The organism is Microvirga massiliensis, from assembly GCF_001006805.1.
Taxonomy (GTDB): domain Bacteria; phylum Pseudomonadota; class Alphaproteobacteria; order Rhizobiales; family Beijerinckiaceae; genus Microvirga; species Microvirga massiliensis.
Genome location: NZ_LN811351.1, coordinates 615477 through 632592 on the forward strand (window position 1 = coordinate 615477; position 17116 = coordinate 632592).

Here is a 17116-nt window from a genome sequence, read left to right on the forward strand (position 1 = left end):
TTGCGTGAGGTGGGCGATGCGTATCGCAGCTTCAGGGTCACGGGTGTTCAGTGGGATCTCCGTCCACGTCACCACGGTTGCTGCACCGTGATGATACGCCGCTCGCGCGCGGATTGCAGGATCGCCTCGATGAGCACCTGGACGCGAATGGCCTCGCGTCCGCTGACCATCGGCTCGCGCCCAGTGTCGATAGCGTCGAGAAAATCGGTGATGAGAGCTCTGTGAGCCTCGTGCGAGAAGGCCATTGGGTCTGCTCCGCCGCCGCCGGCCTCGCTGCCCTCATGCAGCAGCCGGCGCCCATCTTTCCAGTGCACCTCCAGTCCTTCGGCGAGCATGACGGCGGTCGCTTTCTCGCAGGCGAGCTCGATCCGCTCGGGGAAGCCGGGATAGGAGACCGTGGTGGCGTCGATCGTCCCGATCGCACCATTTTCGAACGAAATTGCTGCCGCTGCGATGTCCTCGGTATCGATCGCTCGCATCGGCGAGGTTGCAGCCATGCCCGCGACGCTGACGATCGGTCCGGCGAGACTCTGAAACAGGTCGAGCGTGTGGATCGCCTGGGTCAGCAGGACGCCGCCGCCGTCACGCGCCTTCATCCCACGCCCGGGCTGGGCATAGTATTCCGGCGGACGCCACCACCGGATTGCGGCGGAGCCGGAGATCAGTGCGCCGAGTTCCCCCTCCCGGATGAGGCCCCGCAGCTTTTGCGCAGCGGTTCGGAAGCGGTGCTGAAGCACGACGCCGAAGCTCAGGCCGGCACGCTGCATCGCCCCGACGCACTCGCGCGCGCGTCCGACGCTGACCTCGATCGGCTTCTCGAGCAGCACGTGCTTGCCCGCCTCGGCGCAACGCTGCACCAGATCGAGATGCGTGGTCGGAGGCGTCAGCACGATCGCTACGTCGATCGACCGGTCCGCGAGGATGCCGTCCAGCGAGTCGGTTACGGGGAGATCCGGGTTCGCCTGCGCGAATCCCTTGCGACGATCTGCGCCGGGTGCGTAGCAGGCCGCAATCTCGACGCGGACAGCAAGATCCCGAAGGCTCGCGAGGTGGGGTTTGTGCGCCATGCCGAGCCCGACAAGCGCCACACGATGCTTTGCCGTCACCATGCCCTCGCTGTGTTTCATGATGTTGTATCGGCCAAAACCATCCCGCGTCACCTCGCTTCGCATGTGAACGTTTGCCGGTTTCGGCTTACGCAGCGTCACATGATCGTGGGGACCGGCGAGCCTCGCTTCGGCCCTCGCCCGTGCGACCGACGAGCACAGCTCCTCGACGACATCCCGATTGTCGAGCGCTGCCAAGAATTTAGCTGGAAGTTGAGCTCAGATGATCTGGCGGGCGTTTGGTGATATCGTTTGCGCCGAATCAACAGTGCCATGCATGTGCTGAGACGACGGGTGTCGATAATAGAAAGAAGGCACCCCGCGCGCGTTCGTGTTCTTTGCTGAAGCGCAATTCATAAAACATTAACTGACATGTTCTTCCCTTCTGGGGAGTATTTCTGGCGGGCGGGATTGATGAGGCAGGTCTGGGGCGCAGCATGCATTCTTTTGCTTTTCAATGTCTCATCGGGAGTTGCGCTCGAGGATATCGGTTCACATAGCTCCAGAGACGAATCCGTCTGGATCGAGGAGCATCTTGCGTCCTTTCGTCAGGATGCTCTTCCAGCACCGTTGACCTTTTCGATCCCGCGGACGGAACTTTGGGCGCGCGGCCTCGCGACCCGGACGAGCAGGATTATCCCGGTCTCTTCGAGCAAGGCGCTGGGTGCCAAGCTGAGGCCCTTCGAGGACATCGATTTCTCGATCGGGACGGAACTGTCCCGGACGCAGGACGTGGATCGCGTTCTGCAATCGGCTCTCGATTGGCAGTTGGCCATCTCGCAGAGATGGAAGGGGCTCACCGCCCGGCTGTTCACCTCAGGTGCCGTGAATAGTGTCAGCTCAACGATCTCCCAGGCGATCGGAGCCACTCTCGGGCTGCCATTGACCCCGATGCTGCCATGGTCGAATGCGCGACTCGACGTCTCGCCGCAAGTGAACTTCGAGCCACGGAGCGGCTACTGGAGCGCCGTCCTTACGCCAGAGATCGTGAGCGAAAGGGTCGTCAGCCCGCCCGAGGCCTCTCTCGAGTCCGTTCTGCGCCTGAAGGTGGGCTATGGTCTCACGTTGCACGAGGAGCCGAACGCATCGGCCCGTGTGGAATTGCAGATCACACCGAGGTTCTGAAGCCGAGCAGGCGACAGCAGGCGGGTCGCGGCAATCGGGCGCAGGATTGATGCCGTCGGTAGACGGGCCTTCCTCGACAACTGATGCAGGTATCCGGGCGCCGGCCTGATTTGCGACGAGATGGCGGCGCCGATTGCCGCTGACGATCCGCAAAGGAGCTGGACGCCCCCATGAAGCCGATCCTGACGCTGACCCTCAATCCGTCGATCGACGGTTCCAGCGAGGCCGAGACGGTTCGCCCGATTCGGAAGATCCGCACGACCAACGAACGGTTCGATCCGGGCGGAGGCGGAATCAACGTCAGCCGGGTGATCCGCGAACTCGGAGGCGCCTCGCACGCCATTTATCTGTCTGGCGGGGCCACGGGACCTATCCTGGAGGACATCCTGCAGCACCGCGGCATCGCCGGGCGGCGGATTCCGATCGGGGACCACACGCGGGTGAGTCACGCAGTATTCGAGCGCTCGACGGGCCTCGAATACCGCTTCGTGCCGGAGGGCCCGGAGGTCCGGCCTGAGGAATGGCAGAACTGTCTGGCAGCGCTCGAGGAATTCGATTTCGATTACCTCGTCGCGAGCGGGAGCCTGCCCCGAGGAGTACCGGCAGACTTCTATTGCCGGGTTGCCGCCCTGACCGGCAGGAAGAAGGCGAAATTCGTGCTCGATACCTCCGGGGACGCTCTTCGCGAGACGCTGTCCGCAGGGGACGTTTATCTCGTGAAGCCGAGCCTCGGCGAGCTCGAACAACTCGTCGGACGTCCGCTGAGAGAGAGCGGCGCCATTGAGGAGGCCGCCATGCATCTCGTCAGGGACGGCAGCTCCGACCTCATCGCCGTCACGATGGGTCATGAGGGCGCGATCCTCGTCCAAACCAGCGGTGCTATGAGATTGCCCGCTCTCGAAGTCGAGGTGCACAGCGCCGTCGGGGCGGGCGACAGCTTCCTCGCTGCCATGACGCTCGCACTGGCGCAGGGCGCAACACCCGAATTCGCCTTCAGGCGCGGCGTCGCCGCCGGCGCGGCCGCTGTATTGACGCCCGGAACGGAGCTCTGCAAGCGCGAGGCCGTCGACCGGCTGTTTGCTCAGCTTCCAGGATGAACGAGAGTGATGATGGGCTTGGCGTGCGCCGTAGACGTGATGCACTGCCGTTTTCGCCGCACCTCCGTCCTTGCGAGCCGGAGGCGAAGCAATCTACCTCTCGACGGAGGCGCTCCTGGATTGCTCACTCTGTTCGCAATGACAAAGAGGGTGCGGAAAACGCGAGCCGCATCGATGCCTAAATCAGGAATGGATTGGTTTCGCGCTCCTGCCCGATGGTGCTCGTCGGCCCGTGGCCACAGATGAAGTTTACGTCGTCGCCGAGCGGGAGGAGCTTCTCCTTGATGGACCTTATCAGCGACGCATGGTCTCCACCGGGAAGGTCGGTGCGGCCGACCGAGCCGCGAAACAGCACGTCGCCGACTTGGGCAAAACGGTGCTCGCGATTGACGAAAACGACGCTCCCCGGGGAATGACCAGGACAGTGAAGGACATCGAAGGCGATATCGCTGACCATGACCTGATCTCCCTCGACGAGCCATCTGTCCGGCATCAGGTCGCGGGAACCCGAAATCCCATAGGACCGTCCTGTTTCCGCCAGCTGCTCCAGGAGAAAGAGATCGGCTTGGTGCGGCCCCTCCACGGGAACGCCGAGCCTCTCCCTCAGCTCGGCCGCTCCGCCTGCATGATCGATATGACCATGCGTGAGGAGAATCTTCTCGACCGAGATGCCGCTTTTTGCGACAGCATCGAGAATGCGGCTCACGTCACCACCCGGGTCGATCACGACGCCTTTCTTGGCCACCTCCGACCAGAGGATCGTGCAGTTCTGCTGGAAAGGCGTGACGGGAAGGATGGCGGCACGGAGCGATGGCACGAAGATCCTCTTCGGAGATTGTCGGGTGATCTGATTCAATGTGAATCAGAATGTGCCCGCGGAGGCAACGAGGACCCATGTTCGATCTGGCCCGCACCTTGACGACGGATAGCAAGCCCGAGCTCTACAGCGAGCTTGCGAGCGAACTGACAGCCCTGGTGGACGGCGAGCGCGATTCCATCGCACACATGGCTAATGCCGCAGCTCTCCTGTTCCACCGGCTCCCACGGCTCAACTGGGCAGGATTCTACCGTCTCGTCGGAGAGGAACTGGTGCTCGGGCCATTCCAGGGCAAGCCGGCCTGCATTCGGATTCCGGTCGGGCAGGGCGTCTGCGGCACTGCTGTAGCACGACGAGCATCGATCGTCGTTCCAGACGTGGACGCCTTCCCGGGCCACATCGCCTGCGACAGCGCCTCACGGTCGGAACTCGTCGTCCCCCTCATCCGGGATGGCCGGATCTCCGGAGTCCTCGATCTCGACAGCCCAGAACGCGGCCGCTTCGACGAGCACGACCAGCGCGGCTGCGAGCAACTCGTCGCCATCCTGATGCGGGCGTGCGATCCGTTCTGAGCGAAGCCTGATTCCTGTCGGGGTATTCGGCTGTCAGCTCAGGGTCGATACCGGGCGCATGACGGACTGGCCGGCCTTGTCGAACAGATGGCATTGATCCACGGGGAGCTGCAGCCCGACCTCGCCCCCTGATGCCCGCTGCGCGTCTCCAGGCAGTCGGGCGGTGATGATGCTGCCACCCTCCACCCGGATATGGAGTAGGTGGCTCTCGCCGAGCTGTTCGATCAGGTCGATCCGTCCACGAAGCCCGCTCTCCCCAGCTTCCGTAACTGCCAGGTGCTCAGGGCGAATGCCGAGGGTCACGCGATCTCCGGGCGCGAGCCCGTCTGAGACAGCGGGCATCTCCAACCTGCCTCCGGAAGGAAGCCGGATTGCGACGGACGCCTGGGCTATCGCCAGAACCTCACTGGCCCAGAAGTTCATCTGTGGCGACCCGATGAAGCCCGCAACGAATAGGTTGGCCGGGCGATGGTAAAGATCCAGCGGTGTGCCGACCTGTTCGACTTGCCCGGCATTCAGAACCACGATCCTGTCGGCGAGGGTCATGGCTTCGATCTGGTCGTGCGTCACATAGATCATCGTCGCCCGCGACTGCCGATGCAGGCCGGCGATCTCGATGCGCGTCTGGACGCGCAGGGCCGCATCAAGGTTCGAGAGCGGCTCGTCGAAGAGGAAGACCTTCGGGTCGCGCACGATCGCGCGTCCGATGGCGACGCGCTGACGCTGGCCACCAGAGAGCTCGCGTGGCTTGCGGTCGAGGAGTTCGCCGATCTGCAGCATCTCCGCAGCGCGACGTACGCGCTCGTCGATCTCCCGCCGGGACAGTTTCGAGATCTCGAGGCCGAACGCCATGTTCTCGAACACGGTCATGTGCGGATAGAGCGCGTAGGACTGGAACACCATCGCGATCCCGCGCTCCTTGGGAGTGCGGTCGTTCACGACCTCGCCATCGATGAGCAGTTCGCCCTCGGTGACGTCTTCGAGGCCTGCGATGAGGCGCAGCAGGGTCGATTTTCCGCAGCCCGACGGACCGACGAAGACGATGAACTCGCCATCCTGGATCGTGAGATCAATCCCCTGGATCACCTGGCTACGTCCGAAGGACTTGCGAACGGATCTGAGGGCGACTTCCGCCATCGAGCAATTACCCCTTTACGGCGCCGGCCGTGAGCCCGGTCACGATCTTCCGCTGGAAGAGAAGTACCAGCACGATCAGGGGAAGCGTGACGATGACCGATGCCGCCATGATGGTGCCCCATGGCAGTTCGTATGCAGAGCTTCCGCTCATGAGGGCAATGGCAACCGGCACCGTCCGTTGCTCGTTCGTGAGCGTGAAGGTGAGGGCGAACAGAAACTCGTTCCAGGCTGCAATGAAGGCGAGAAGCCCGGTCGTGACAGCCGCGGGCATCATGAGGGGCAGGAAGACACGACGCACGATGATCCACGGCGTCGCGCCGTCCACGAAAGCAGCCTCTTCGATCTCGCGCGGGAGTTCGCGCATGAATGTCGTGAGCACCCAGACTGTGAACGGCAGTGTCAGCATGAGGTTGGCAAGGACCAGGCCCGCCAGGGTGTTGTAAAGCCCGAGCCATCGGATCAGTTCGAACATCCCGGAGAGCACGGCAACCTGCGGGAACATGGAGACGCTCAGGATCGTGAGCAGAAGCAGCTTCCGGCCTCGAAACGAGGCGCGCCCGAAAGCGTAGGCCGCCGTGAGCCCAAGGAAGAGCGACAGGACGACGACCGCGCCAGCGACGATGACCGAATTCAGGATGTTTCTCCCGAAGGGCTGTCGCTCGAAGACGGCCACGTAATTGGAGAAATCGATCTTCGTCGGAAGATAGGCGACGCTGAAGAGATCCGATCCCGACCGCAGCGATGTCAGGACTGCATAGTAGAACGGGAAGAGGGCAAAGCTGGTGATCGCCGCAACCAGAATCCAGAACGAGAGGCGCTTGAGGATACGCGTCATCGTGCGGCCTCCGCATCGAGGCTCACGCGGCTGCTGATCAGATAAACGACCGTGAGGAGCGCGATGATGAGGAAGATCAGCGTCGATGCCGCGGAGCCGAGTCCGACCTCCTGAAAATCGACGAGCTGCTGCCGCGCATAGACCGACATCGATGCGGTCTCGGCGGAGTTCGACGTGAGCACGTAGACGAGATCGAAGACCCGCAGGGCGTCGAGCGCGCGGAAGATCACCGCCACGAGGAGAGCCGGCCTGATCAAAGGCAGAGTCACGCGAAAGAATACCCGGATCGGGTTGATCCCGTCGACGCGTGCGGCCTCATAGATATCCCCCGGGAGCATCTGGAGGCCCGCCAGAATCAGAAGCGCCATGAAGGGTGTCGTCTTCCAGACATCCACCATCACGACGGCCCAGAGAGCGGTATCAGAATTCGCGGTCCAGGCGATCGGGGCTGCAATCAGCCCAAGGCGCAGGAGAAGATCGTTCACGACGCCGAACTGGTCGTGCAGCATCCAGTTCCACATGCGAGCGGAAACGACCGTCGGGATCGCCCAGGGAATCAGCACGATCGCGCGAACGAGGCCTCGTCCGGGGAAGGCCTGATGCAGAATGAGCGCGACGACAAGGCCGAGCACGGTCTCGATGGAGACGGAGACGAGGGTGAACCAGACCGTGTTCCACACGGCTCGCCACCAAGCGGGATCCGTGAGAAGACCGAACCATTCGCCATCGTAATCGGCGAGATAGTTGTCGAAGCCGATGAACTCGTAGTCCGAGAGGTTGTTGAGGCTCGCGTCCGTGAAGCTGAACCAGATGGTCCGCGCGAGCGGCCAGCCCGCGACGAGGGCCAGGACCAGCAGCATCGGTGCGAGGAAAATCCACGCCGCCCTGACCCGCGATCGCGAGAGGCGAGACCGATGTGGGGTGAGACGCTGCCCGGCCACGTTCAGCAGACCCCTGGGGCGACCCTGACGGGCGTCCGCCCCGCTGTGCTTCAGGATTTGCTGCTCCGTCACTGCTTCCAGCCGCGTCGCTTGATCCGTTTCAGGTCTCGCTCGAGACCGGCCAGGGCAGGCTCGGGCGCGCTCCGGCCCGAGAGCACCTGGTGCGTCGTGTTGAAGAATTCGCTCGAAACCTTGTTGTAGTTGTCACCCGTGACGGCTGCCGGGCGAGCAACCGCATTCGTGAAGACGGTCAGGAGCTCGCCGATGAAGGGGGCAGCCTTCCGGATATCGGCATCTTCGAACAGCGCCGGAATCGTCGGATTAAACGAGCCGGCAATAGCCCGGCGCTTCTGCTCCTCGGGTCCCGTGAGATAGAGCACGAGGTCGGCAGCGATCTCCGGATGCTTGGAATATTTCGAGACCGCAAGCTGCTGGCCCCCGAGCGTCGCCGCGTTCCGCCCGTCCGGCCCGCCTTTCGGAAGCTGCGCAATCCCGACCTTGCCCTTGATTGGGCTGTCGCCTCCCTGAGCAAGCGCCCAGGCATAGGGCCAATTGCGCATGAAGGCCGCATTGCCGGCCTGGAACACGCCGCGGGCTTCCTCCTCGGTGTAGTTGAGGGTGCCCTCCGGAGTGATCTTGCCGACCCAGCCCGAAGCGGTATCGAGCGCCCGGGTGGCCTTGGGGTTGTTGATCGTGATCTCGCCCTTGTCGTCGACGATCGTGCCGCCTCCATAGGAGGCGACCCATTCGAGGGCATTGGCGGTCAGGCCCTCATAGGCTCGCCCTTGCCAGACATAACCCCAGAAATCCTTCTGCCCCGCCTTGCGCTCACCCTCCTGGATGATTCGCGCGGTCTCGGTCAGATCCTCCCAGGTCTGGGGCATTGGGCGACCATATTTGTCGAGAAGATCCTGCCGAACATAGAGGAGGCCGGCATCGGCGAACCAGGGGAGCGCGACGAGCTTCCCGTCGACCGTGTTGTTCTGGATGATCGTCGGGAAGTGCTGGCCGATCTGATCCTTGGCCTTGTCCTTCAGGTCGATGAAATGCTCGCCGAGGATTCCGGGCCAGACGACGTCGATCTGGAACACATCGACATCGCTCGCGCCGGCAGCCAGGAGTTGCTGGTAGAGCGCGAGGCGCTCGGTCGCGGAGTTCGGTGTCGAGACGATCCTGACCGTGTTCCCTGTCTTTGCCGCCCAGGCATCCACGCCCTGCTTGCAGATCTCGTATTCCTGCCCGAGCGCGCTGCAGGAAATCGAGATCTCGGCCGCCCTTGCGCCCGTTCCAAGCGCGAGGACGAGACATGTGACGGTCATGAGCGATCGCATGGCTTCCTCCGCGTGTCGCCGTTCTCGAACTGGGCGTCGGGTTCCAGGGTTCCATATGGCGGCCGAAGAGCCTGCGACTACCCTCCTGGGCTGGATCGGAGGTGATCCTGGAAATCGTGGGTGCGCGAAGAGGGGCGCCGGATCTCAATCTTTCGGAGACCAGGCCGAGACGACATACGCTTTCATGCGCCCTTCGATGGCAGATGAGCCAAACCGCTCCCGCAAGGCCTCCTCCGCTTTGGCTGTCACCTCGTCGAGGCGATCTGGGGCGCGAGCCTCGATCTCCGCACGCAACGGAGTGCCCTGGCAGAGCCCGATGGCTGCCTCTCGGGCAGATGGAGCTCGGCTGACCTTTTCGACGGTCTCGATCTCGACTCGCTCGAACCCGGCAAGCTCCACATCACGGATAATCTGGTCTGTGTCGCCATAGCCGTAGGGGATCCGCTCGAGAAAACGAGGCGGATCGTCGGGAAATAAACCCGCAACTGCCTGAGAGACAGTCTGGCAGATCTCGTTGTCCTCCAGCCCGCTCCAGATGTTGAAGAGGTAACGGCCTCCGGGTACCAGGACGTGCAGCACTTCCCGGAAACTGGCTTTCTTATCTGGGAAGAGCATCACCCCGAACTGGCAGACTACTACATCGAAGTCGGATTCTTCGAAGGGAAGCTCCTGTGCATCGGCTTGCTGCCATCTGACGTTTGGAGCATCCAGGCGGGTTGCCGCGAGGTCGAGCATCGCTTGGTTGAGATCGCTGGCGACGATCTCGACCGTGCTGGGGAGAACGCGTGTCAGAGCGCGGGTCGCGATTCCCGTTCCGGCGGCGATTTCGAGCATCCACCCGCTGTGCAGGTCACGCAAGCGCTCCGCGAGGTCTTCGGCATAAGGTTCGAAGAGCAAGGGACCGAGATATGTATCGTAGATATTTGGGATCGGTCCGGTGAATATGACGTCGGCGGTGCTCATGGGCTCCTCCGCACAGCATTGGACACGCGATTACGTCCCCGTTGTGCAAAAGCCGCTGCGCCGTCGGTTGCAGGTCAGTCCGAGAGTCGCAGCGAGGCCCGTGACGGAGGCCGAGATGCTGCCATCCTCTTCCGGCTGAGCCCGAGGAGGCGCCAGGTGCAGGCAGCCTGAAGGGGGCTGTTGGACCTCAATATTACTCTCCGTCTGGTGCTCGCGGAAGATGAAGCGCCCCGGTTGCCGGGCCCGGCCCAGAGGTGAAAGGGCCAAGACCGATGAGCAGCCGCGACGAGCCGATGTGAAGAGCCGGGCCGGCGTCAATCAGATAGCGCGGGCTCGGCTGTAAAGATCCTTGTACTGCTCCCGCAGGACGTTCTTCTGGACCTTGCCCATTGTGTTCCGCGGCAGCTCGTCGATCACGACGACGCGCTTCGGCAGCTTGAACTTGGCGAGGCGTTGCTCGAGCTCTGAGAGAACGGCATCGGTTTCGATGGAGGCGCCTCGTTCCGGCACGATGACAGCCGTGACTCCTTCGCCGAAATCCGGATGCGGGATGCCGATGACGGCGCTTTCGACGACTCCGGGGAGGGAGTCGATCTCCGACTCGATCTCCTTTGGGTAGACGTTGAAGCCCCCCGTGATGATGAGATCCTTGCCCCGGCCGACGATGTGCACGTAGCTGCGCTCGTCGATCTTGCCGAGATCGCCGGTGATGAAGAAGCCGCCTTCCCGGAACTCGGCCGCGGTCTTCTCCGGATTGCGCCAGTAGCCCTTGAAGACGTTCGGACCCTTGACTTCGATCATGCCGATCTCGCCATTCGGCAGAGCGCGGCCGGTCTCGGGATCGACGACTCGAATCGAGACGCCCGGCAGCGGGAAGCCGACGGTTCCGGGCACCCGATCCCTGTCATAGGGATTCGAGGTGCTCATGCCCGTCTCGGTCATGCCATAACGCTCCAGGATGGCATGGCCAGTCCGCGCCTGCCATTCGCGGTGGGTCTCCGCAAGGAGAGGAGCGGAGCCCGAGATGAACAGCCGCATATGGGCGCAACTCTCCCGCGTGAGCCGCGGATCATCGAGAAGGCGCGTGTAGAAGGTCGGTACGCCCATCATGACGCTTGCGCGCGGCAGGGCGGCGAAAATGGCGTTCGCGTCGAACTTCGGCAGGAAGATCATCGACGCGCCGGAGAACAGGACGCAGTTCGTCGCCACGAAGAGGCCGTGCGTGTGATAGATCGGCAGCGCGTGGAGAAGAACGTCGGAGGCAGAGAATTGCCAGATGTCGCAGAGCGTGAGCGCGTTCGACACGAGATTATCGTGAGTCAGCATCGCGCCCTTCGAGCGGCCCGTCGTGCCGGACGTGTAGAGGATCGCCGCTAGGTCGTCGGCCGTGCGCGGGACCGTCTCGAACTCCGCCGAGGCATTGGCCACGAGATCCGTCCAGGAGCCTCGCCCTTGTGCGTCGAGCGTGGCAACCGATGCCCCCGCATCCTGCGCGATCTCGAGGACGCCCGTGCGCTTGGACGGGTCGCAGATGACAAGCCTGGGTTCGGCATCCTCGATGAAATACCGGAGTTCCGCGAGCGTATAGGCCGTGTTGAGCGGCAGGTAGACTGCTCCGGCGCGCAACGTGGCGAGATAGAGCACGAGGGCGGGGACGGACTTCTCGACCTGAACGGCGACCCGGTCGCCAGGGGCGACACCGAGTTCCGACAAGGCGCGCGCCATCCGGCCCGACAACTCGATCAGGTCGGCGTAGGAATAGCGCTCACCACCAGCCGTCTCGATGCAGATCTTCCCGGGTTCGGCAACCCGGTCGCAGAAGAGCTGAAAAAGATTCCCGTTCATGACTTGACCCGTTCTTTCGATGTCAGCCCGCTCCGCATGAGCTTTCGCACGGCTGACGAAGCCGCGACGGCTCCTTTCTCGGCGTAGGCCTCGTGGTTCGCCTCGATCTCGTCAAGAGCGTAGAGGTAGTTCACCATCAAGCTGTGGGCCTGCCGCAGACCTTTCGGCGAGACATCGCCCAGGAAGTTCAAGCGTTCGAGTCTCGCACCATTGCCGAGATGGAAGCGCGCCACCGGGTCGGCAGGGCGCCCGTAGGAGGTTTTCGCCTTTAGGAAGTAATGAGCCGCAAGTGTCAGGAGAACAGTGCGGATGCGCTCCGTTTTTGCGGGATCCTGATGCCAGCCCGGCTCGTCGAGCAGCGCGAGCGCCTCCGCGTCCGGGCCCTCCGACAGGATGATCGATGATTCCGATTCTCTTTCGCGCGCGAGCCAGCCGGCGAAACCCGGTACGGGCGAGAGAGTCACGAAGGTCTTCAGATTGGGCAGCTCGCTTTTTAGATTCTCGACGACCTGCTTGATCAGGAAGTTGCCGAAGGAGACGCCTCCAAGCCCCTGCTGGGTGTTGGAAATCGAGTAGAAGACGGCCGTCGTTGCCGCAGAGGCCGGAATCGGGGTCCGTTCGAGATCGAGAAGCGGCGCGACGGACCCGGGAATGTCCTCCGTGAGGGCGACTTCGACGAAGATCAGCGGCTCGTCGACGAGCTGCGGATGGAAGAACCCGTAGCAGCGCCGGTCCTCCGGTGCGAGCCGATTCCTCAGGTCGTCCCAGTTCTGGATCTCATGAACCGCCTCGTAGCGGATGATCTTTTCGAGAATGACGGCCGGCGTCGACCAGTCGATACGGCGGAGCACGAGAAAGCCTCGGTTGAACCAGGACGAGAAGAGGTGCGTAAAATCGGCGTCGACGGCGCGGAGTTCCGGATGGCTCCGCAGATGGGATAGCAGCTCCTCACGCATCCTGATCAGCGCCGACGTGCCTCCCGAGGCCAGGTTCAGGCGCCGGAAAAGTTCCTGCCGTCGCGGCTCGGCGGCGGTATGCAGCAAGCTGATCGCATCGGGATCGGTGCCATCGTGGAAGGCTTCGATGGCTGCTTCCACGCGGGCACGATCGGGGCCGAATCGCTCCGCCAGCGACCTCAGGAATGTCAGGCGCTCCTTTTCCGATGCGGCCTTGTAGCTCGCGATCAGGGCCTGGGCGAGCGCGACTCCGGAGGCCTCGCCCCGCCGCGACAGCAGCAACTCGCCGAGAGCCGTGAGATCGACCTGAGGAATCGCCGAGCGGTCCAAGCGCCCGAGGAGGGCCCGCCCGCGCTCGGTGAGCGTATCGATCAGGTCGCTGAAGAAGGATGGTGCGACCTCGCGACCCGGATTCGCCATCGGTTGATTCAAACGCCGCCTCCTGCGCCCTTTCACCATAGCCCATGCGGACAAGCCCGATCCGCCGACGGGCCGGGCCTCACCCCGAGCATGTAGCCCGAGGGCCCTGCGGCGGCAATGAAGGCCGGCATCCGGCCTGCCCGCATGACCTCAGCCGTAGGCTGCGCTGATGACGGCCTTCTTGCCGCGGATATGCTCACGCATCACGCCGGAGAGCGTTTCGCCATCCCGCTTCCTGAGAAGTTCGAGCATGCGATCGTGCTCCCTCACGGCCCGTTCCCATTGGGCAGGAGTCTTGTGGGCCTGGTAGCGCGCCCGCTGAATCCGGCCGGAGAGATTGGCATAAATGCCCTGCAGGGTCGCGTTGCGGCTCGCCTGCATGATCGCCTCGTGGATCTCCCGGTTGAGGGTGAAATAGGCGGTGTTGTCCTGCCGCTTCCAGGCTTCGACCATCGCCCGGTGCTTCTCCTCGATCGCGGCGATCTCCTGATCCGTGATCGAACGGCAGGCGAGATCGGCCGCCGTCGCCTCCAGCCCGGCGACGACCTCGACCATCTCTTCGATCTCCTCCATGGAAATGCTGGCGACCCTGGCGCCGCGATTGGGGAGAAGATCGAGGAGACCTTCGGTTGCGAGAATCTTGATCGCCTCCCGCAAGGGAGTGCGCGAGATCCCGAACCGCTCCGCAAGCTCCAGTTCGTTCACGCGTGCACGCGGCTCCAGCTCGCCCGCGCGGATCAATTCGCGCAGGCGCTCAGCGACCTCGTCATGGAGGTAGCGGCGGTTGATGCTTTGTCCCGGTGCCATGTGGTTCATTGGAGCTCGGATCGCGTCCTCTTTTGGGCTCCCCTGCGCTTCGAGGGAAACTACCATCTCGGAATCATAGCACAGGGACCTAAGCTGGCCTTTAAGAGAGCCGGGTCCAACGACGGGAATTATCCGGAGGCGGGCACCAGGGCTTCATCGAGAACCCTCGCCACGTGGATCGCGGCCCGTCCGGCACCGTCGTGGATCTGGTGCCGGCAGCTCGTTCCGTCGGCGACGATGAGGTCGTCGGGACCGGCCTTCCGCACCGCGGGGAGGAGAGACAACTCCGCCATCGCAAAGGAGGTGTCGATGGTCGCCGCACCGTAACCGAAGGCACCGGACATCCCGCAGCAACTCGACTCGATCGGCTGGACCGTGAGGCCTGGCACGGATCTCAGCACGGCTTCGACCGCGCCCATCGCCTCGAAGGCCTTCTGGTGGCAGTGCCCGTGCAGAAAGGCCGTGCGGCCGCCCAGATCGACGAGCGGCAGGGAGACGAGACCGGAGGCAAAATCCGAGGCCAAAGCCTCCTCGAGCAGGAAGGCGGAGCGGGCAAGCGGCTCGCTATCCACTCGTGGCAGCAGCGAAGAGAACTCGTCCCGGAAGGTGAGGAGGCAAGAGGGTTCGAGTCCAACGATCCGGGCCCCTCGCGCCACGAAAGGCGCAAGAGCATTGGCCGTACGGCGAACCTCGCGCCGGGCTTCGTCGACGAGTCCGGATGAGAGATAGGTCCTGCCGCAGCAGAGCGGACGGCTGCCGTCCTGGGGCGCCACGCGGTGCAGGCGATATCCCGCCGCGCGAAGCACCCGCTCTGCGGCCTCGAGATTCTCGCGCTCGTAGTAGCGGTTGAAGGTATCGCCGAACAGGACGATGTCTCGTCCGTCACCTGCCACGCCCTCCACATGGGCGATCTCGCCCGTCTCGCGCCACGGCCTCCGCCACTTCGGGAGCGTACGGCGCGCACTGAAACCGAGCCAGCGTTCCGTTGCGGCCGCGAGCGCCGGGATCCTGTCACGCAGGTTCAGAAGCGGCGCCAGCATGGAGGCAATCGGCGCGTAGCGGGGGAGGTGGGCGATGAGCCGCTCCTTCAAAGGCAGGCCGTGCCGGGCATAGTAGTGATGAAGGAATTCGATCTTCATCTTCGCCATGTCGACGCCCGTGGGGCACTCGCGCTTGCACCCCTTGCACGAGACGCAGAGGTCGAGCGTCTCCTTCATCTCGTGAGAGGTGAAAGCGTCCGGTCCGAGCTGTCCCGAGATCGCCAGCCTGAGCGAGTTTGCGCGACCCCGAGTGACGTGCTGCTCCTGGCGCGTCGCCCGGTAGGACGGGCACATCGTGCCGCCGAGCGTCTTCCGGCACGTGCCGTTGTTGTTGCACATCTCGACGGCCGCGCCGAAGCCGCCCCATTCTGACCAGTCGAGCGCCGCCCGGACCGGGGTCTCAACCTTGTAGCCCGGGGGATACCGCATGATGCTGCGGTCATCCATGCGATAGGGGCGCACGATCTTTCCGGGATTGAGGCGGTTCTCGGGGTCGAATCGGTCCTTCACCTCCTCGAAGGCGCGCACCAGTCTCGATCCGAACATGCGTTCGTGAAATTCCGAGCGTGAGATGCCATCACCGTGCTCGCCGGAATGAGAACCCTTGAACTGCCTGACCAGGTCGCAGGCAGCCTCCGCGATCTCCCGCATGGAGCGGACGCCGTGCTCGTCCTTCATGTTGAGGATCGGGCGGACATGAAGGCAGCCGACGGATGCGTGCGCATACCAGGTGCCGCGCGTGCCGTAGCGCTCGAAAAGCGCGGTGACGGCATCCGTATAATCCGCGAGATGCTCTAGCGGGACGGCGCAATCCTCGATGAACGAGACCGGCTTACCGTCTCCCTTCATCGACATCATGATGTTCAGGCAGGCTTCGCGGACTTCCCACACCTGTCGCTGGCGGGCCGGCTCGATGACCTCGACGACTGCGTTGGGAAATCCGTGGTCCGCCATGCATGCGTCGAGCCGGCCGAGGTCCCGGCGCAAGGCATCGAGGCTGTCGCCTGCGAACTCGACCAGGAGCAGGCAATTGGGGCTGCCCTTGGTGATGTCCGCCAGGGTGCGCCGGAAAAGGGGAATATCCGCTCCGAGTTCGAGCACGTTGCTGTCGACGAGTTCGACCGCGGCGGGGCCGAGCGCGACGAGATGTCGGGTCGTCTCCATCGCGGCGCGGAACGACGGGAAATGGCAGACGCCCATCACGCGCTGTGCGGGGAGGGGAGACAGTTTCAGGGTCACTTCCGTCGTAACCGCAAGCGTGCCCTCCGAGCCGACGAGCAGATGTGCGAGGTTGGGGTGAGGAGGCAGCAGCGCATCGAGATTGTATCCTCCGACGCGGCGCTGGACCTTGGGAAACATCTGCTCGATCTCGCCGCGCTCGCGATCGGCCAGCGAGAGCATCTGCTCGGCGAGCGCCAGAACGCGGGCGGATCCTTCGACACCGGGATTGCCGCCGTCCCGAAGCCCGAATCCGAATGCCTCTCCGTCGCGGAGGAGGCCGCGGGTGCCGAGGACATTGTCGACCATCTTCCCGTAGCGGAGTGAGCGCGCCCCGCAGGAATTATTGGCCGTCATGCCCCCGATCGTGCAGCGGCTCGCGGTGGACGGCTCGACCGGGAAGAACAGGCCCTCGCTTCTGAGGCGCGTGTTCAGGTGCTCGAGGACGAGGCCGGGCCGAACCGTCGCCGTGCGAGCCGCCGTGTCGATCGAGACCACGGCATTGAAGTGGCGGCTGCAATCGACCACGAGGCCGGTCCCGATCGGCTGGCCGTTCTGAGATGTGCCGCCTCCGCGGGCGATCACCGGAATGCCGTGCTCGCCCGCAATGGAAAGGGTGGCCTCGATGTCGGCGGCGCTTCTCGGAAAAACCACGCCCGTGGGCATGATCTGATAGATGGAGGCGTCCGTCGCATAGCGACCCCGCGTGAACGCATCGAACCGCACCTCACCTGCGATGTTCCGGGAGAGCTGCCGCTCAAGTCCTACGTCCCGAGTCAGCGTCGTGCGTGCTTTGACCGCCAGATCATCCATACGGGTCTCCTCCCGGTGCAGGGCTTGCGTTGACTGAATAAATAATACAAAATTCAATCTCCGCAAATGCGAAGGCTGGAGGAACGTTCATGA

14 protein-coding genes are annotated in these 17116 nt (G+C 63.6%); 3 read left to right on the top strand and 11 right to left on the bottom strand.

Annotated features, from left to right (window positions below; genetic code table 11):
• Window positions 1-68: 68 nt before the first annotated feature.
• Window positions 69-1304, bottom strand: a complete 1236-nt coding sequence (locus BN1233_RS07990) for a Gfo/Idh/MocA family protein (protein ID WP_342341639.1) — start codon at window positions 1302-1304, stop codon at window positions 69-71.
• A 372-nt stretch (window positions 1305-1676) separates the two neighbouring features.
• On the opposite strand from BN1233_RS07990, the gene BN1233_RS07995 reads away from it, so the two are divergent.
• Window positions 1677-2231: a hypothetical protein gene (locus BN1233_RS07995; protein ID WP_147707046.1), complete on the top strand. Its 555-nt coding sequence runs from the start codon at window positions 1677-1679 to the stop codon at window positions 2229-2231.
• A 170-nt stretch (window positions 2232-2401) separates the two neighbouring features.
• Entirely contained in the window at window positions 2402-3328 is a 927-nt protein-coding gene (locus tag BN1233_RS08000) for a 1-phosphofructokinase family hexose kinase (RefSeq protein WP_046862938.1), read from the top strand.
• A 178-nt stretch (window positions 3329-3506) separates the two neighbouring features.
• Here BN1233_RS08000 and BN1233_RS08005 read toward each other — a convergent pair whose 3' ends face one another.
• On the bottom strand, window positions 3507-4145 hold the full coding sequence (locus BN1233_RS08005; RefSeq protein WP_046862939.1) for an MBL fold metallo-hydrolase: 639 nt from the start codon (window positions 4143-4145) through the stop codon (window positions 3507-3509).
• Between the two features lie 77 nt (window positions 4146-4222).
• Between BN1233_RS08005 and BN1233_RS08010 the strand changes: the two genes are divergently transcribed.
• On the top strand, window positions 4223-4717 hold the full coding sequence (locus tag BN1233_RS08010; protein WP_046862940.1) for a GAF domain-containing protein: 495 nt from the start codon (window positions 4223-4225) through the stop codon (window positions 4715-4717).
• A gap of 33 nt (window positions 4718-4750) precedes the next feature.
• On the opposite strand, the gene BN1233_RS08015 is transcribed toward BN1233_RS08010, so the two are convergent.
• The 9 genes from BN1233_RS08015 to BN1233_RS08055 all read right to left on the bottom strand — a co-directional run bounded on the left by BN1233_RS08015 (window position 4751) and on the right by BN1233_RS08055 (window position 17023).
• Window positions 4751-5854: an ABC transporter ATP-binding protein gene (locus BN1233_RS08015; protein WP_046862941.1), complete on the bottom strand. Its 1104-nt coding sequence runs from the start codon at window positions 5852-5854 to the stop codon at window positions 4751-4753.
• A 7-nt stretch (window positions 5855-5861) separates the two neighbouring features.
• Window positions 5862-6689, bottom strand: a complete 828-nt coding sequence (locus tag BN1233_RS08020) for a carbohydrate ABC transporter permease (RefSeq protein WP_046862942.1) — start codon at window positions 6687-6689, stop codon at window positions 5862-5864.
• Window positions 6686-7549: a carbohydrate ABC transporter permease gene (locus tag BN1233_RS08025; RefSeq protein ID WP_082145311.1), complete on the bottom strand. Its 864-nt coding sequence runs from the start codon at window positions 7547-7549 to the stop codon at window positions 6686-6688. Before BN1233_RS08025 ends, BN1233_RS08020 begins: the two co-directional genes overlap by 4 nt.
• Window positions 7550-7698: 149 nt before the next feature.
• Window positions 7699-8961: an ABC transporter substrate-binding protein gene (locus BN1233_RS08030; protein WP_046862943.1), complete on the bottom strand. Its 1263-nt coding sequence runs from the start codon at window positions 8959-8961 to the stop codon at window positions 7699-7701.
• A 144-nt stretch (window positions 8962-9105) separates the two neighbouring features.
• On the bottom strand, window positions 9106-9924 hold the full coding sequence (locus BN1233_RS08035) for a class I SAM-dependent methyltransferase (RefSeq protein ID WP_046862944.1): 819 nt from the start codon (window positions 9922-9924) through the stop codon (window positions 9106-9108).
• 318 nt (window positions 9925-10242) lie between these two features.
• Window positions 10243-11769, bottom strand: a complete 1527-nt coding sequence (locus BN1233_RS08040) for a malonate--CoA ligase (protein ID WP_046862945.1) — start codon at window positions 11767-11769, stop codon at window positions 10243-10245.
• Window positions 11766-13145, bottom strand: coding sequence for a malonyl-CoA decarboxylase (locus BN1233_RS08045; protein WP_046862946.1), 1380 nt, complete (start codon window positions 13143-13145; stop codon window positions 11766-11768). The genes BN1233_RS08040 and BN1233_RS08045 overlap by 4 nt, the downstream gene beginning before the upstream one ends.
• Before the next feature lie 150 nt (window positions 13146-13295).
• The gene (locus BN1233_RS08050; RefSeq protein WP_046862947.1) at window positions 13296-13961 is read right to left on the bottom strand and encodes a GntR family transcriptional regulator; all 666 of its coding nucleotides are present in this window, start codon (window positions 13959-13961) and stop codon (window positions 13296-13298) included.
• Between the two features lie 119 nt (window positions 13962-14080).
• Window positions 14081-17023 (bottom strand): FAD-binding and (Fe-S)-binding domain-containing protein, encoded by a 2943-nt coding sequence (locus BN1233_RS08055; RefSeq protein ID WP_046862948.1) that lies wholly within the window; start codon window positions 17021-17023, stop codon window positions 14081-14083.
• Window positions 17024-17116 lie beyond the last annotated feature (93 nt).

Coding starts and splice junctions, on each gene's coding strand:
- BN1233_RS08000 (WP_046862938.1), top strand. CDS start 2,402: ATGAAGCCGATCCTGACGCTGACCCTCAATCCGTCGATCGACGGTTCC.
- BN1233_RS08010 (WP_046862940.1), top strand. CDS start 4,223: ATGTTCGATCTGGCCCGCACCTTGACGACGGATAGCAAGCCCGAGCTC.
- BN1233_RS08015 (WP_046862941.1), bottom strand. CDS start 5,854: ATGGCGGAAGTCGCCCTCAGATCCGTTCGCAAGTCCTTCGGACGTAGC.
- BN1233_RS08020 (WP_046862942.1), bottom strand. CDS start 6,689: ATGACGCGTATCCTCAAGCGCCTCTCGTTCTGGATTCTGGTTGCGGCG.
- BN1233_RS08025 (WP_082145311.1), bottom strand. CDS start 7,549: ATGCTGCTGGTCCTGGCCCTCGTCGCGGGCTGGCCGCTCGCGCGGACC.
- BN1233_RS08030 (WP_046862943.1), bottom strand. CDS start 8,961: ATGCGATCGCTCATGACCGTCACATGTCTCGTCCTCGCGCTTGGAACG.
- BN1233_RS08035 (WP_046862944.1), bottom strand. CDS start 9,924: ATGAGCACCGCCGACGTCATATTCACCGGACCGATCCCAAATATCTAC.
- BN1233_RS08040 (WP_046862945.1), bottom strand. CDS start 11,769: ATGAACGGGAATCTTTTTCAGCTCTTCTGCGACCGGGTTGCCGAACCC.
- BN1233_RS08045 (WP_046862946.1), bottom strand. CDS start 13,145: ATGGCGAATCCGGGTCGCGAGGTCGCACCATCCTTCTTCAGCGACCTG.
- BN1233_RS08050 (WP_046862947.1), bottom strand. CDS start 13,961: ATGAACCACATGGCACCGGGACAAAGCATCAACCGCCGCTACCTCCAT.
- BN1233_RS08055 (WP_046862948.1), bottom strand. CDS start 17,023: ATGGATGATCTGGCGGTCAAAGCACGCACGACGCTGACTCGGGACGTA.